The 14,769-nt window shown below is 63.4% G+C and carries 12 protein-coding genes; 2 read left to right on the top strand and 10 right to left on the bottom strand.

What is annotated here, in order from left to right; translation table 11 throughout:
* Window positions 1-16 precede the first annotated feature (16 nt).
* From acpA to HDE77_RS15805, 4 genes are all read right to left on the bottom strand, one after another.
* On the bottom strand, window positions 17-1,720 hold the full coding sequence (acpA, locus tag HDE77_RS15790) for an acid phosphatase (protein WP_184418851.1): 1,704 nt from the start codon (window positions 1,718-1,720) through the stop codon (window positions 17-19).
* Window positions 1,721-1,747: 27 nt separating this feature from the next.
* On the bottom strand, window positions 1,748-3,307 hold the full coding sequence (locus HDE77_RS15795) for a peptidase S10 (RefSeq protein ID WP_184418853.1): 1,560 nt from the start codon (window positions 3,305-3,307) through the stop codon (window positions 1,748-1,750).
* A gap of 16 nt (window positions 3,308-3,323) precedes the next feature.
* Complete coding sequence (locus tag HDE77_RS15800; protein WP_184418855.1) at window positions 3,324-4,892, bottom strand: peptidase S10; 1,569 nt, start codon at window positions 4,890-4,892, stop codon at window positions 3,324-3,326.
* Between the two features lie 154 nt (window positions 4,893-5,046).
* The gene (locus tag HDE77_RS15805) at window positions 5,047-5,541 is read right to left on the bottom strand and encodes an Lrp/AsnC family transcriptional regulator (protein WP_184418940.1); all 495 of its coding nucleotides are present in this window, start codon (window positions 5,539-5,541) and stop codon (window positions 5,047-5,049) included.
* 124 nt (window positions 5,542-5,665) lie between these two features.
* On the opposite strand from HDE77_RS15805, the gene HDE77_RS15810 reads away from it, so the two are divergent.
* The gene (locus HDE77_RS15810) at window positions 5,666-6,589 is read left to right on the top strand and encodes a DMT family transporter (protein WP_184418856.1); all 924 of its coding nucleotides are present in this window, start codon (window positions 5,666-5,668) and stop codon (window positions 6,587-6,589) included.
* A gap of 23 nt (window positions 6,590-6,612) precedes the next feature.
* The gene (locus HDE77_RS15815) at window positions 6,613-7,311 is read left to right on the top strand and encodes a glutathione S-transferase family protein (protein WP_184418858.1); all 699 of its coding nucleotides are present in this window, start codon (window positions 6,613-6,615) and stop codon (window positions 7,309-7,311) included.
* A gap of 19 nt (window positions 7,312-7,330) precedes the next feature.
* On the opposite strand, the gene HDE77_RS15820 is transcribed toward HDE77_RS15815, so the two are convergent.
* The 6 genes from HDE77_RS15820 to HDE77_RS15845 form a co-directional block, all read right to left on the bottom strand.
* Complete coding sequence (locus tag HDE77_RS15820) at window positions 7,331-7,993, bottom strand: Pr6Pr family membrane protein (RefSeq protein ID WP_184418860.1); 663 nt, start codon at window positions 7,991-7,993, stop codon at window positions 7,331-7,333.
* Window positions 7,994-8,006: 13 nt separating this feature from the next.
* On the bottom strand, window positions 8,007-8,486 hold the full coding sequence (locus tag HDE77_RS15825) for a hypothetical protein (RefSeq protein ID WP_184418862.1): 480 nt from the start codon (window positions 8,484-8,486) through the stop codon (window positions 8,007-8,009).
* 28 nt (window positions 8,487-8,514) lie between these two features.
* The gene (gene ubiE, locus HDE77_RS15830) at window positions 8,515-9,267 is read right to left on the bottom strand and encodes a bifunctional demethylmenaquinone methyltransferase/2-methoxy-6-polyprenyl-1,4-benzoquinol methylase UbiE (protein WP_184418864.1); all 753 of its coding nucleotides are present in this window, start codon (window positions 9,265-9,267) and stop codon (window positions 8,515-8,517) included.
* 322 nt (window positions 9,268-9,589) lie between these two features.
* Entirely contained in the window at window positions 9,590-10,945 is a 1,356-nt protein-coding gene (locus HDE77_RS15835) for an amidohydrolase family protein (RefSeq protein WP_184418866.1), read from the bottom strand.
* Window positions 10,946-11,084: 139 nt separating this feature from the next.
* Complete coding sequence (gene plsB, locus HDE77_RS15840) at window positions 11,085-13,775, bottom strand: glycerol-3-phosphate 1-O-acyltransferase PlsB (RefSeq protein ID WP_184418868.1); 2,691 nt, start codon at window positions 13,773-13,775, stop codon at window positions 11,085-11,087.
* A 25-nt stretch (window positions 13,776-13,800) separates the two neighbouring features.
* A complete protein-coding gene (locus tag HDE77_RS15845) occupies window positions 13,801-14,757 on the bottom strand; it encodes a hypothetical protein (RefSeq protein WP_184418870.1) in 957 nt (318 codons plus the stop codon).
* Window positions 14,758-14,769: the final 12 nt, after the last annotated feature.

Below are 14,769 nucleotides of genomic sequence, written 5' to 3' on the forward strand. Positions count from 1 at the left end.
GGTTGGCCGGCGACGATCAACTGGCGCCGAATTGCAGGGCTGCCGTGAGGTCCCCGGGCGGCGGTCCGCCAGCGGCCATCATGGCATCGTCGCGCACGCGCAGGCCGGGCAGCTCGCGCAATCCGAAACGGCGCGTGATGAAGCGCAGGATCGAGCCGGTGTCGTAGATGGTGTGATCCACGAAGCCCTTCTTCGCAAATGGCGACACGATCAGCGCCGGAACGCGCGAACCCGGTCCCCAGCGATCGCCCTTCGGCGGCGCCACGTGATCCCACCAGCCACCGTTCTCGTCCACCGTGATCACCACCAGCATGTGCGGCCACTGCGGACTTTTCTGCAGCGCGTCGACGATGCGCGCGAGATGGCGGTCGCCCGCTTCCACATCGGAGTAGCCGGCATGCATGTTCAGATCGCCCTGTGGTTTGTAGAACGACACCGCCGGCAGCGTGCCGGCTTCGATCGCGGCGATGAAATGATTGCCGCTGGCCAGTTCGCCGATGCCTGCATCGCGCAGATGCTGTTGTCGTGCTGGCGTGCCAGGCGCGAACTGGCGGAAGTAATTGAACGGCTGATGATGGATCTGAAACGCGGGGCTGGCTGGGAACGTGTGGCTGTCGTTGTCGCCATGGCCGTCCAGCGCCAGCTGCCAGCCGCCGGCATACCAGGCCCAGTCGATGCCGGCTTCCGACATTGCATCGCCGATGGTCAGGTGCTCCTGTGGCGGCAACGTGGTCGGACTGGCCGCGTCAGCGAGTTGCGGATTCTTCGCGTCGTGGGTGAAGGCCGGCGCATAGGCCGGACCGATGGTGTTCACCGCCCAGAAGTCGGGCGTCAGGACATCGGGCGAAGCGAACTTTGAGCGACCCTGCATGGCACTGGCCGGCGAGTCGTCGGCTAGCCTGGGGTGAATGCCGGTGGGGTCATCGCCTTGCACGACGGCGATCTGGAATTTCCCCGGTCCCTGATCCGCATGCGGATAAAACGGCGGTTGCGCGGCGACCAGATATTGATGGTTGAGGAACGAGCCGCCGAAGGCGCCCATGAAGAAGTTGTCGCACAGGGTGTACTGACGGGCCAGCTGCCACAGCCGCAGGTTGACCGCAGTGTCGGCGTAATGGCCCATCACCATCGCGCCGGTATTTCCCCAGGCAACGAAGCCGTCGTTGCGGCCGCCATTGATCTGCAGCTGGTTCTCGTAGAAGCGGTGCACCAGGTCGCGTGTGACCACGCCGTGCGGCAGCGGTGCGCCATCGGGCGTGTGCAGCGCGAACGGCTGGTTCGGCAGGCCGGTGATCGCCTGCTCGTCGATCTGGTACTGGCGGTGATCGACAGTCTGCGCCTGTGGCGCCAGACCGCCCCAGATCGGCGGCAAGGTGGTGAGCAGCGTGCCGTCGCGATCGCGCTGCCGATACTCCGGCGAGGCCAGATCCTTCAGCGGCTGCGCGAGACCCGGGAAGTGGGCGAACAAATTGTTGAAACTGCGGTTCTCGGCGTACAGCACCACCACTTGCTGGATGTGCTGGCGCAGCAGCGCATCGAGTGCCTCAGCTGGAAGTTCATGCGCGCCGATCGCCGCCGCCGGACCGTTGCCGGCCCGACAGCCGCCAAAGGTCAGCGCCGCGCCCGCCAGGGCGATGCCGCCGAGCAGGCGACGGCGTTCGGGGTTGAGCGGCGCGTCGTCGGCGCAGACCGACGGCTTGTCAGTGGGCTTGTCGGTCATCGGATCGATCGGCTGTCTGGTTGGCGACTAGGAGTGTGGCGTTGCCTCATCATAGAAGCGTGACAGATCCGCCTTCACCTGTTTCAACGCGTTCACGTCGAAATAGATCATGTGGCCGGACGGATAGAAGCCGAACTCGATGTTCTTGTGGATGCTGGGATCCAGCCCAAGATGGCCGAGGTCGAACTCGGTGGCATAGAACGGCGTGGCCAGGTCGAAATAGCCGTTGGCCGAGAACACCTTCAGGTGCGGATTGCGACGCATCGCCGCCGACAGGTCGCTGCCGACGTAGGGCGCCTGCATGAAGCCATGCTCCTGCTTGCGTTTCCAGTCCCAGCCACGGTTGATCACACCGTAGTTATTGGGCAGATAGGGGCTTTCCTGGGTGAACTTCAGCTCCGTGGCGGCGTATTGATTGAACGCAGCAAGGTAAGCGCCGGTGGCGGCGTCACTGGCCGCATCACCCTCGGGCGTCTCACCGGCGGCGTCAGGATCGATGCCCTGGAAACGGCCGTCCAGACGGCCAACGGTGCGGTGCTGGTCGCGCAGCAATTCCTTGCGGAAACGACTGGGGTCAATGCGCAGGTTGGCTTCCTTGATGTAGGTCGGCGACAGGCCGATGTACTGGCTCAGCTGGTTGGCGATGCGGTCGGCCTCGGCCGGCTCGATCGCGTCGCCCTTGGCGAGGGCGAGCGTGTAATCGGTATCGGCGAAATGGCGCGCTCCGGCGAGAAAGCTCGCGATATCGGCGGGCTTGTTCGGTACCTTGTTGTGATACCAGGCGATCGCCGCTTCGCTCGGCAGGTTGACCACGAAGGCATGGTCGACACCGGTCGTCGCCCACACATTGAAGTCGAGAATCGAGGACATCAGAACGACGCCGTTGAACTCCATGCCCTGCTCCTGCAGGTCCTTCACCAGCACTGCCGAACGCGTCGTGCCGTAGCTCTCGCCGAACAGGAATTTCGGCGAGTTCCAGCGATGGTTGTCGGTGACGTAGCGGGTGATGAATTTCGCATAGGCTTCGGCGTCCTGATCCACGCCGTAGAAATCCTTGCCCTCGGCGGTGCCGGTCAGCTGCGAGTAGCCGGTGCCAGGCGCGTCGATGAATACCAGGTCCGACTTGTCGAGCAGGCTGTTCTCATTCGGCACGGTTTGATAAGGCGGTGGCGGAATCGGCTGGTCGCCCTGATTGGCCACGCGTACCGGACCGAACGAACCCATGTGCAGCCACATGGTCGAGGAACCCGGTCCGCCGTTGTACATGAAGGTCACCGGGCGCTTGCCCGATTTGCCGTCGTCGACCGTGTACGCAACATAGAAGAAGCTGACGGTGGGCTTGTCTTTGTCGTTCTTGATCAGCAGCGTGCCGGCGGTGGCCTTGTAGCTGATCGAGTGGCCATTGATGCTCACGCTGTGTTTGGTGACGACGCTGCGTTCGGGTGGAATCGGCAGCGCGTCTTTCTTGCTGTCCTTGTCAGACTGCGCCTTGGCGGCATCCTTGGGGGTGTCGTCGTCGGCATGCACGATGCCACCGAGGGTCAGTACCAAGGCGAGGGCGAGCGGGGCGATGAGAAACTTGCGCATGGTCAGTGGCTCCGCATCAACGCTGTAGAGCAGCGTGGTCGTAGAAGTGCGACACGTCAGCCTTGAGCTGCTTCAACGCATCGGTATTGAGATAGATCATGTGCCCCGAGGGGTAGTACAGAAACTGCAGGTTGCCGCTCAGCGACGGGTCCAGATTCATGTGCGCCAGGTCGAACTCGGTAATCGAGAACGGCGTGGCGAAATCGTAGTAGCCGTTGACCGACAGCACCTTGAGGTTGGGGTTGGTGCGCATCGCGTGGCCCAGGTCACCAGCCACGTAGGCCAGCGGCAGTGGGCGCATCTGGTCGGCAGCTTTGTGCTTCCAGTCCCAGTCCTTGTTGATGTCGCCGAACGTCGGCCGATAGTCCAGGTCGGTGTGGTAGTTGAGCTGCTTGTCGACGTAGTCGTGGAAGGCGCTGACGAACGCGCCGCTGATGCCGGCGTCGGACGCGTCGTAGTCGGGGGTCTCGCCGGCGGCATCGGGATCGGTGCCGGTGAAGCGGCTGTCGTAGCGGCCCAGGGTAAGGCGCTGGTCGCGCAGCAGCTCCTTGCGGAAGCGGCCGGGTTCAACCCGCAGGTTCGCCTCTTTGATGTACTGCACCGACAATCCGGTGTAGGCAGCGAGCTGGTTCGCCACGGTATCGGCTTCAGCGGCCGGTAGATTCTGTCCCTGCGCCAGTGCGGCGGCATACGGGCCAGCGGCCCAGGCGCGCACCTGGGCGAGGAAACCCTTCAGGTCGGCCGGCTTGTTCGCAATCCTGTTGTGGTACCACGCGGCGGCGGCATAGGTAGGCAGATAGCCGATGTAGAGCTCGTCATAGCCCGGGATGCGGATGCCGTAGTTGAGGATCGACGACATCAGGATCACGCCGTTGAACGCCATGCCCTTTTCCTGCAGCGCATCGACCAGGGCTGCCGAACGGGTGGTGCCGTAGCTTTCGCCATACAGGAACTTTGGCGAGTTCCAGCGCTGGTTGACGCTCACATAGCGCTGGATCGCGCGGGAAAACGCGGAGATGTCCTGGTCCACGCCCCAGAAATCCTTGCCGGTGGCCTTGCCCACCGGACGCGAGTAACCGGTGCCGACGGCGTCGATGAAGACCAGGTCGGTTTTGTCGAGCAGGCTGTCGCTGTTCGGTACCAAGTTGTACGGCGCCGGCGCGGTGGCTTCGGGGCTGGTCGTCTCGATCCGCACGGGCGCGAACGAGCCCATGTGCAGCCACATGCTGGAGGAGCCGGGGCCGCCGTTGTACAGGAATGTCACCGGCCGCTTGTCAGCTTTGGTGCCGTCCAGCGTATAGGCTACATAGAACACGCTGGCCTGCGGTTCACCTTTGTCGTTGCGGATGATCAGCGTGCCGGCGGTGGCCGTGTACTTGATCGTCCGGCCGCCGATGCTGACGCTGTGCTGCGTGCGCGTGGCAGCTTCAGTGGCGGGGGGCGTGGCGTCGTCGCCGGTTTCATGAGCATCGCTGTGGTGGTTTTTGTCAGCCTTTGCGGGCGCGGGCGCCTCATCGGCATGGCTGGCAGCCAGTGGGGCGAGCGCGAATGCGCCGGCCAGCAGCAGGGAAATCAGGAAGCGCATGGGAACCCCATCTCATCGAACGAGCTCCGAGTATGCGTGCCTGCTCGCAACGGCGACCGTGACAAAAGTACTGGTCCAAAAATTTAGACGTCTAAATCAGGCGTCCAAAGCAGGGCACCCATGTAGGCTGCTGGGGCTGCTGCGGAGACGGGCGTCAATCGCTTGACATGACCTGCCCGGCGGTCCACATGGCGCGGGTCAGCGGCCGGTTCGCGTGCGGCGTCTGCAGTACGATCAACGTGGTCGTGCTGATGCTGGCGTGAATCTTCAGCAGGCGGTCGAGCACGGTTTCCAGATGTGTGATCGAGATCGCCACCACGTGCAGCAGCGCTGAGTCCTCACCGGCCAGGCGCCGACACTCGAGTACCTCGGGGATGTCCGCCACCAGCGTGCCCACGCGTGCGCAGACCCCGCCGTCGCAGCGCACGCGCACCATCGCGTCGATCGTGTAGCCAAGGCGCTTCGGATTGATCAGAGCGCGATAGCCGGTGATGACGCCGGCCTCTTCCAGCTGCTTCACCCGCTCGGCGACCGCCGGCGCGGACAGCCGCACCTTGCGGCCGAGTTCGGCGTAGCCTTGCCTCGCGTCTTGCTGCAGTGCTTCGAGCAGCTGCCAGTCCTTCGCGTCCAGTTCCGGTTTCGATTCCAAGGTCATAGGCTCGATTGTCGATTCGTTCAATGGCGAAACATCGGTACTGTACGCCGATCCATTATTCCGGCGTGCATCGCCACAGCTTAGGATGCGCACATCTTTCCCACTGGAACCCGCCCCCATGGATGCCAACCAACGCCTCGACGGGCGTGCACTCAGTTACATCGGCATCGCCTTGCTCACCTGGTCGTCGGCGTATGCCGCGATTGCCTATGCCATGGCTTCGTTTACCCCTGGCGAGGTGGCGTTCGCACGGCTGGCGATCGGTTCGTTGTGTTTTGCCGTATTGCTGCTGGTCAAGCGTGTGCCCTTGCCGGCGCTGCGAGATTGGCCGCAGCTCGCGCTGCTCGGCGTGATCGGGCTGACGGTGTACCACCTGTGTCTCAATTATGCGGAAACACGCATCTCCAGCGGCACTGCGGCGATCCTGATTTCGCTGGTTCCCGCGGCTACGGCCGCGGTGTCGGCGATCTGGGTGCACGAACGCCTGTCCGCACGCACGATGGTCGGACTCGGGGTGGCGCTGGTCGGCGTGGTGATGGTGGTGCTGGCCAGCGGCAAGCAGGTGAAGTTCGAGCCGATGGCCGCGCTGGTGCTGCTCAGCGTGATTGCCTCGGCGATCTATTTCGTGGGGCAGAAGCCGTTATTCGCGCGCAACAGCATGATCGGTGTCACCGCGTTTACGTTCTTCGCCGGCACGCTGGGCACGCTGCCTTTTGGGGCACCAGGTTTGACGCAGGCGCTGGTCGATGCGCCGTGGTCGCACATCGTCGCGCTGCTGTGGCTTGGCATCGCACCGAGCTTCATCGGCTATCTTGCGTGGAACGCCGCGCTTCGGCGCGCCTCGGCCTCACAGGTTTCCAGTTTCATCTATTTCTCGCCACCGATCGCGGTGCTGATCGGTTGGGTCTGGCTGGGTGAGCGGCTGACGGCGTTGACTATCGTCGGTGGCGTCATCACCGTTGCTGGCGTGGTGCTTGCGAACACGCGGCGGCGACCTGTGCTGGTCGTACCGGTAACATCCGATGCGTGCAAACAGAACTGACCCATACAACAGGGGAAAGCGGCATGTACGAGCTGCATATCGCGAACAAGAGTTACTCGTCCTGGTCGCTGCGGCCGTGGCTGCTGCTGAGCGAGCTCGACATCCCGTTCCACGAACGGCTGGTGTCATTCGCGTCCGGCCCGGGTTTGAACTGGAAGGCATTCCGCGCGTTCTCGCCGAACGGCAGGGTGCCATGCCTGCGTGACGGCGATATGGTCGTATGGGATTCGTTGGCGATTGCCGAATATCTGGCCGAGCGGCATCCGGGCGTATGGCCGTCCGATGCAAAGGCGCGTGCCTGGGCTCGGTGTGCCGCGGCCGAAATGCATTCCGGCTTCGGCCCGCTGCGCTCACATTGCCCGATGATTTGCGGCCTGCGCATCCGGTTGTCCGAGGACTTGCCACCATCGTTGCGCGCCGACATCGCGCGCATCGACGAACTATGGAGTGAAGGGCTGACGCGCTTCGGCGGTCCATTCCTCGCGGGCAAAGCGTTCGGGGCCGTCGATGCGTTCTTCGCACCGGTGGCCTTTCGGATCCAGACATATGACCTGACGCTGGGCGATGCGGCGACGGCCTACGCGCAGCGCCTGCGTGACCTGCCGGGCCTGCGCCGCTGGTATGCCGAGGCGCTGCTCGAGAGCTGGCGTGACCCGACCCACGAAGACGAAGCGAAGCAGGTCGGTACGTTGCTGGAGGATCTGCGCGCGCCAGTGGATTGAAGCGCTGGCTCCGTCATCGTCAGGGCTGCGCTGGCAGCGCCGAGGCCTTCGTTGAATGGCGCACCTGCCAGCGCGCCAGGGCAACCAGCAGCAGCGCGATCGCGATGAAGACCAGCAGCACCGCGCAGGCATCGATCAATACGCGCAGATAACCGAGCGTGGTGACGTCGAGGAACGGGTAGGGGTACCAACCGTTCACGGCACCACGTACCAGCACGTACGCGAAATATGCTGCCGGATACATCTGCCAGTAGACAACCTGCTGCCAGCGCAGCGTCGCCTTCGGCACCGCAATCCACCAGTACAATAGAAACAGCACTGGCATCACATCGTGCAGGGTCACATCGGCGGCGAGCTGCCAGCCCTGCGGATGCCATAGCTGGCGCAGCAGCAGGTTGTAGATGGCGCTGACGATCACGATGCTCATCGCGATCGCGGTATGCACATCCGGCCGCCCGAAGAAGCGGCTGATCGCTCCGCGTGGTCCGCTTGCCGCGGCAATCAGCGCCAGTGCCACCAGCACATTCGTCGTAATCGTGAAGTAGCCGAGGTACGTCCATATCCCGACCCACACACCCTTTCCACTCTCGACCGTCAGCTGGATCGACAGCAGGAGCTGCAGCACGATCGCGAGCCAGCCGAGCAGCGCGGCGGCGGCAGCGAATGGGCGGTAGCGTTTCATTTTGGCAGCAGCTCTAGGCCGCGCCGTTTCCCTGAAGGTCAGAAAATTGACCGCTCAGAGGGTCGTACAGGGCGCCCCAGTTACTTGGGCCGCCGTCGCATACGACAGCAGCCTTTAGCTGCCACTCCGCATCTTCTCCCTGGGTGAATGCATCAGCGGCCCAGGCGTTGATGTAAATGTAGTGCTGACCGCCGATCACGACTCCGATGTACTGCCGACGGGAAATCTTTGGATCGCCGATGGACTCACTGATCCCATGTTTTTTTTCCGAGGCGAGCTGAGCGAGATGAGGCAGGTCGCCTTCCAATTGCTGGACGGCTTCCTTACGCGGTTCCCAAAGCCCTGTTACGCCAGCAACGTTGGGACGAGAGCATTGATGGAGCGCTTTCTGGGCCTCGGCGCCATGCAGCACGGTGTAGTGAACATCCGCAGTGGCGGCGATAGCAGGCGCAGCGAACAGCAGCGCTAAAAGAACAATCGGCAAGTGCTTCATGAGACATCCCCCTGGATGAGCCGCCGTTTCAGAGCTTATACGCTCGATGGATTGCTACGATACCTCCACTCAGGTTGCGCACCTCGACACGACCGAAGCCGGCGCGTTCCATCATGCCCTTGAGGGTTTCCTGATCCGGATGCTTGCGAATCGACTCGGCCAGGTATTGATAGCTGTCGGCGTCGCCGGCGAACAGCTGGCCGAGCTTCGGCAATACCTTGAACGAATGGAAATCGTAAAGCTTGCCGAACAGTTCGCTCTGCACCTTGGAAAATTCCAGCACCAGCGCGCGGCCACCGGGCTTGAGTACGCGGCAAATGTCGGCCAGCGCCTTGTCCTTGTCGGTGACGTTGCGCAAGCCGAATGCCATCGTCACCGCATCGAACGAATTGTCGGGAAACGGCAACACCTCGGCATTGAGCTGAGCCCAGCGCAGGCCACTGACCAGGCCACGATCGGTCATGCGGTCGCGGCCAACGCCGAGCATGGCCGCGTTGATGTCGCCCACGACGACCTCGCCCTCGTCACCGACGACGGGCTTCAGCAACGCAGCGATGTCGCCGGTGCCACCAGCCAGATCCAGCACGCGGTCACCGCGGCGCACTCCGCTAACGGCGACGAAATGGCGCTTCCACAACCGATGCACGCCGAACGACATCAGATCGTTCATCAGGTCATAGCTGCGCGCGACCGAGGTGAACACCTGGCCGACAAGTTTCTGCTTGTCCCCGACGGGAACGTCGCGGAAACCGAAATGGGTGGTTTTGGGCTGCTCGTTCATGGGGTACATGGTAGCGGATCGAGGGCAGGGCCACGTGGTGGGATAGGGTCGGGTCGGCGGTTCCGGGACCGACAATTCCCCGTCACCCCGGCCAATGCCCGGGCCCAGCGCCTTGCTGCTCTTGTGGGAGCGACTTCAGTCGCGATGCTCTGGTTTGGCTTTGCTGTTTGGCTTGGGTGCTTCAGGGCTCAAGAGCGTTTCGTCCTCCTGCGGAGGGAGAAACGCTCTGCATTGCAAAACAGCAAAGCCAGAGCATCGCGACTGAAGTCGCTCCCACAAGAGCAGCTTCACCCTACATGCGCCCACAGGGGATGGCGCCCGCTTACAGCGTCGGCTTGCCGTCTTCCTTGTAGACCACACCACCCTTCATCACAAAGCTGACCCGCTGCATCGCGGTGATGTCGTTCAGCGGATTGCCCGGCACCGCGATAACGTCGGCCTGGCGGCCCACAGCGATCTGTCCGAGGTCGTTCTGCTTGTGCAGCAGTTCGGCGGCATGCGTGGTGGCGGCCTGCAGAACGAACATCGGCGGCATGCCGGCCTGCACCATGTATTCGAACTCTTTCGCGTTCTCGCCGTGCGGGTAGACACCCGCGTCGGTGCCGAATGCGATCTTCACGCCGGCCTTGTATGCCTTGCCTGCGGTGGCCTGGATGATCGGCCCGACCTGCAACGCCTTGGCAGTGACCTGCGGCGGATACCAGCCTTCCTTCGCTTTTTCTTCGGCGAACTTGCCGGCGATGATGGTCGGCACATACCACGTGCCGTGTTCCTTCATCAGCTTTATGTCTTCGTCGTTCATGAAGGTGCCGTGCTCGATCGAATCGACGCCGCCCAGTACCGCGCGGCGGATCGCCTCGGCGCCGTGCGCGTGCGCGGCCACGGTGAAACCGTAGTCATGCGCGGCGGCGACGACAGCCTTGATCTCCTCCAGCGTCATCTGCGAGTTGTCGGCGCTGGCGCTTTCGTCGAGCACACCGCCGGAGGGCATGATCTTGATCATGTCGGCGCCATCCTTGTAGTGCTGGCGTACGGCCTTCCATGCGTCGTCGGGCGAGTTGATGATGCCGTCCTTGGGACCGGGATCGCCCTGCAGATCCCAGCGATAACCATCGGTCTGGTCGGCGTGACCACCGGTGGTGCCGACGAACTGGCCGGCACTGAAGATGCGCGGCCCGGGCACGGTGCCGGCGTTGATCGCGTTGCGTAGCGCGATGGACTCGTTGTGGGAGTCACCGAGATTGCGCACCGTGGTGAAGCCGGCCAGCAGGGTACGTCGCGCATACAGCGTGCCCAGGATCGCGTAGTCGGCGGGATTGAGGCGGAACTGGTCGCTGTAGGTGGTCTTGCTGAACTGCACGGTCAGGTGGGCGTGCGAGTCGATCAGGCCAGGCATGCAGGTGGCGTCGGCGAGTTCGATCTGCCGATAGCTGGCGCCGGCCTGGTGTGCGGCATCCTCGTAAGGCTTGCCGTCGACGGTGCCGCTGCGCAGCTCCTTGATACGTCCGTCCGCCACGATCACCGTCGTTGCGCCCAGCAACTTGCCGGCTACCGGATCAACCAGGCGCGCGCAATGCAACACGCTGACATCGTGATCGGCCGGTGCATCGGCAGCCAGCGCGGCGGCTGGCAGCGACAGGACGATGGCAGCAAAGGCGAGTGCGCGGCTTTTGGTCATGGAGGGTCTTCCGGCTGGGTAAGCCCCATCTTAGGCATGCTTACCAACCATCGTCACCGTGACATTCGGCATGGCCGTCCATTCGCGGATGGTGGTGTGGCGCACGCCGCCGTCTTGGGGCGTGCATCCTTTGGCCTGTTTAATCGCGTGGCGATGCGTCGTCGTCAGCAGGCGTCACGGCGACATGCGCATGCGTCTGATGTTCGGTCTCCACATGTCGCTGGTGGAGATCCGCGCTGGAGGCATCGGCCGGTACGTTGCCGAATAACTGGCCGGTGGTCGGTTCTGACTTTATGTCTGCTTCAACTTCCGGCGCCTCGCCAACGGCCATCTCTTTCTCATTGCCGCCGGGAGTGATCTTGAGGATCGAATGACGAACCTCGCGCGAAAGGATCAGTCGCGCGTCGTTAACCATGCCTTCCAGTGCGCTGTCGTAGTCGAGCTTGCCGGCCTCGTCGGTCCACACCACGCGGCGCTCGCGCAGCTTCTGGATGAAGCCGCGGAACAGTGCCTTGTCGAAGAATTCCGGTGCGGACAGTTCGTTGAGTAGGCTCAGTCGTTGCGCGGTCAGCGTGCAGGCGTTTTCGAGTTCGGCGCCAGTCAGCATGTGCGGACCGTTCTTGGCCAGCGCGGCGATAGTGATGTAGTAGCGCTCGAATGCCTGGATCAGGCTGCGCGCGATCACTTTGAGCTGGAACGCGCTGTCCTCCTGGCCTGCGCCGCGTTCGAGCACACGGCCCTCGCCGGTGGATTCGAGCAAGCCGCGGCGTACGAAGAAATCGATGGTCGCCTGCAACTCTGCACAGAAGCCTTCGACATCCCATGGCAAGAACAACTCGCCCTGGATAAACGGATAGATGATGCGACCGAGCCGCAGCACCGAGGCGCGCGACATGCGTCGGTTGTTGAGGAAGCAGCAGGCTACCCACGCGGCAGTTGCGGTGAGATGCAGCACGTTGTTGCGGAAGTAGCTGAGCAGTACAGCCTGTTCGCCGCTGGTGGTCAATACGTCGCCCAGTGGATGCTGCACGCGCTGGACCCAGCCCATCTGCTCGCCATAGGCGATGATCGCCGCCGGGTTCATCGGGGTCAGCGTGACACGGTCGGAATACGGCAGTTCTTCGAGCAGTGCCTTGCTCAGCGAAAGTTGCGCCAGCAGATCGCTCTCGGCCATCGCGTGCTTGGGCGTGGCCAGCAGGGCGAGCGCCAGCAGGTTGATCGGATTGACGTCGGCGGCGCGGTTGACGTTGATCTGGATCTGTTCCGCCAAGCGGTCGGTGACGCTGTTCAGCCACTCCGGTTTGGCTTCCGGATCGGCGCTCTCCGTCCGCCAATCGGCACAAGCCGCATCCAGCAGCGGGTTCAGTTCGATGGGCTCGCCGAAGTTCAGTGCGACGTGACCGTAGCGCTGGCGCAGCACTTTCATCAGTCCGCGCAGCAGGCCGAATAGCGACTCCTTCTCCTTCGGCTGGCCGCTGAGCTCGCCGGCGTACGAGTTGCCCTCCACCAGTTTTTCGTAGCCGATGTACACCGGCTGGAACAGCACTGGTCGGCGTGGCGCACGCAGGAACGCGCGCACCGTCATCACCAGCATGCCGGCGCGCGGCGCCAGCAATCGGCCGGTGCGCGAGCGGCCGCCTTCGATGAAGTACTCCATCGGCACGCCACGGTCGATCAGTTGCGCGACGTACTCGTTGAACACCACCGAATAAAGCGCATTGCCCTTGAAGCTGCGGCGCAGGAAGAACGCGCCGCCGCGGCGAAGGATCGGCCCGATCCCCGGCAGGTTGAGGTTCACCCCGGCGGCAATGTGCGGCACCACGACGCCGGATACGTGCAGCTGATAACTGAGCAGCAGGTAATCGGCATGGCTGCGATGGCAAGGCACATAGACCACTTCGAAGCCGGGCGCTACGGCGCGGGCCTTGTCGAAGTGATGCATGGCGATGCCGTCGTACAGCTTGTTCCAGAAATTGCCCAGCAGAAACGACACCGAGCGCACCACCGGATGCGAATAATCGGCGGCAATTTCCAGCACCAGCTTGTGTGCTTTGCGCCATGCCTTGGCGTGACTGATTTTTTCCTTTGCGGCGCTGGCGGCGATCGCGGCGCGCACCGGTTCGGCATTCAATACGGCATCGACCACGGTACGTCGGTGCGACAGATCCGGCCCGATGACGGCCGCGCGAATACGGTGAAAGTGGGTGCGCAGGACGCGCGCGATCTTGCGCGTGAAGCGCTCGGGCGCAACATCGCCGGCTTCGTCCAGCGCGCTGCGCAACGAAACCGGCGCGGAAAAGTGCACCACGGTGTCGCGCCCATTCAAGAGCATCGCGAGCAGCCGTCGGAAGCGGCCGACCATCACCCAGTTTTCCGAGAACAAAACGCGGAACCAGCCACTGTCGCGGCTTGGCGCGCGGCCAACATAGATCGACACGGGCACCAGCTGCACGTCGCGTTCCGGCATGCCCTCCAGCGAACGCACCAGTTGTCGCAGCGGCTCGTTGGGTGTGCGTTTGCGGTTGCGCCCGAACACCCAGCCGTCGCGGCGCGCCAACGCAAACACCGAGCGTTTGCGGCGGGTGCCGGCCAGTGGTTGCATCGGGTTGGGCAGGCCGGCCTCGCGACAGGCCCGCTGCAGGATCAGCGCATCGGAAAAACCGTCGCGCTCGATGACATAGCAGACCGGCACGCCGGCGCGCAGCAGCGCGGCCGGCTCGGCCGGATCGCGGCGAATGCGCAACCAGGGCTGCAGCAGCTGCCCGGCCAGGTTGAACCACCAGGGAGCCCGCTGGCGGGGAGTGGAGTCGGCGCTGGAAATATTCTGCATCCGTCTATTCTAATGGCTGGGATGTTCAGTCTTTAGCAGGTGTGGTGCCGGCCGCTGCCGGAGCGCTGGCGCTGCTGGCTGGCTGATTGTGTTGTTCACTCAGTTGCCGGTGCGATTCGCGCACATTGTTCAGCATGTCCTCGCTGTACCAGCGGCCATCCTGCTGCACGAGCTTCGATTCGGTCGACAGTGGCTTGCCCAGCAGGATGTAGTCGATCTTCACGCGAGCGTGGCCGGTGCTGCTTTCAAGCGGCGTGCGCTCGATCGGCGTGACCTTGATTGAATTGAGCGTGTCGTCCACCGACAGGCCGTAGATCCCCAGCAGCTGCCTGGCGCCGGCGAAGCCCAGCGAGTATTTCGCCATCGTGGTGTCGAAATCCATCGTACGCAGTTGCTCGGGGGTTTTCAGGTCAAGCTTGCGCGCGGTCGCCACGGCGATGCCAACGGCTTGTTTTGCCTTGGCCTGATCAAACCATGGTGTCTGTTGCGCCCACGGCGTGAGCACGTCGAGCACGGCATTGGCCTGGGTCTTCTGCTCGCCGGTCAGGGTCTTGTTCTGGGTGACGCCGTTTTTCAACAACGCCGCGCCGACGCTGATCAACACCGGCAACTGATCCTTGTACTGCTGTTCCACGGCAGTCAGCTTCGGCTGAAGTTCGGCGTATAGCTTGTTCTCGGCGTCCGGGGCGGTGAGCTGCTGCATCGCCTGGTTGAACCTGGCGCGATCCTCGGCGGTGACGGGCTGAGGATTTTGCTGGAGCTGGCTCCAGTCAGTACGCATCGTGGCGTAGTCGGCCGGTGGCAGCGCGTGCTTCCAGAGCCCGTTGAAATCACCCGCCTTGAGCAGCTCGACTGAAGCCTGCATGGCGGACTCCGGTGTGCTGCCGCCTGGCTTGGACGCGTCGTCCTTGCCATGGCAGGCCGTCAATGCCAGCGCGACGAGCAGCGGCAGCAAGGTGAAGCGAAGAGCTGGCAGGCGCATGCAGGGGCTCGC

The sequence above is a fragment of the Rhodanobacter sp. MP7CTX1 genome (assembly GCF_014205795.1).
Lineage (GTDB): Bacteria > Pseudomonadota > Gammaproteobacteria > Xanthomonadales > Rhodanobacteraceae > Rhodanobacter.

Coding starts and splice junctions, on each gene's coding strand:
- acpA (WP_184418851.1), bottom strand. CDS start 1,720: ATGACCGACAAGCCCACTGACAAGCCGTCGGTCTGCGCCGACGACGCG.
- HDE77_RS15795 (WP_184418853.1), bottom strand. CDS start 3,307: ATGCGCAAGTTTCTCATCGCCCCGCTCGCCCTCGCCTTGGTACTGACC.
- HDE77_RS15800 (WP_184418855.1), bottom strand. CDS start 4,892: ATGCGCTTCCTGATTTCCCTGCTGCTGGCCGGCGCATTCGCGCTCGCC.
- HDE77_RS15810 (WP_184418856.1), top strand. CDS start 5,666: ATGGATGCCAACCAACGCCTCGACGGGCGTGCACTCAGTTACATCGGC.
- HDE77_RS15815 (WP_184418858.1), top strand. CDS start 6,613: ATGTACGAGCTGCATATCGCGAACAAGAGTTACTCGTCCTGGTCGCTG.
- HDE77_RS15820 (WP_184418860.1), bottom strand. CDS start 7,993: ATGAAACGCTACCGCCCATTCGCTGCCGCCGCCGCGCTGCTCGGCTGG.
- HDE77_RS15825 (WP_184418862.1), bottom strand. CDS start 8,486: ATGAAGCACTTGCCGATTGTTCTTTTAGCGCTGCTGTTCGCTGCGCCT.
- ubiE (WP_184418864.1), bottom strand. CDS start 9,267: ATGAACGAGCAGCCCAAAACCACCCATTTCGGTTTCCGCGACGTTCCC.
- HDE77_RS15835 (WP_184418866.1), bottom strand. CDS start 10,945: ATGACCAAAAGCCGCGCACTCGCCTTTGCTGCCATCGTCCTGTCGCTG.
- plsB (WP_184418868.1), bottom strand. CDS start 13,775: ATGCAGAATATTTCCAGCGCCGACTCCACTCCCCGCCAGCGGGCTCCC.
- HDE77_RS15845 (WP_184418870.1), bottom strand. CDS start 14,757: ATGCGCCTGCCAGCTCTTCGCTTCACCTTGCTGCCGCTGCTCGTCGCG.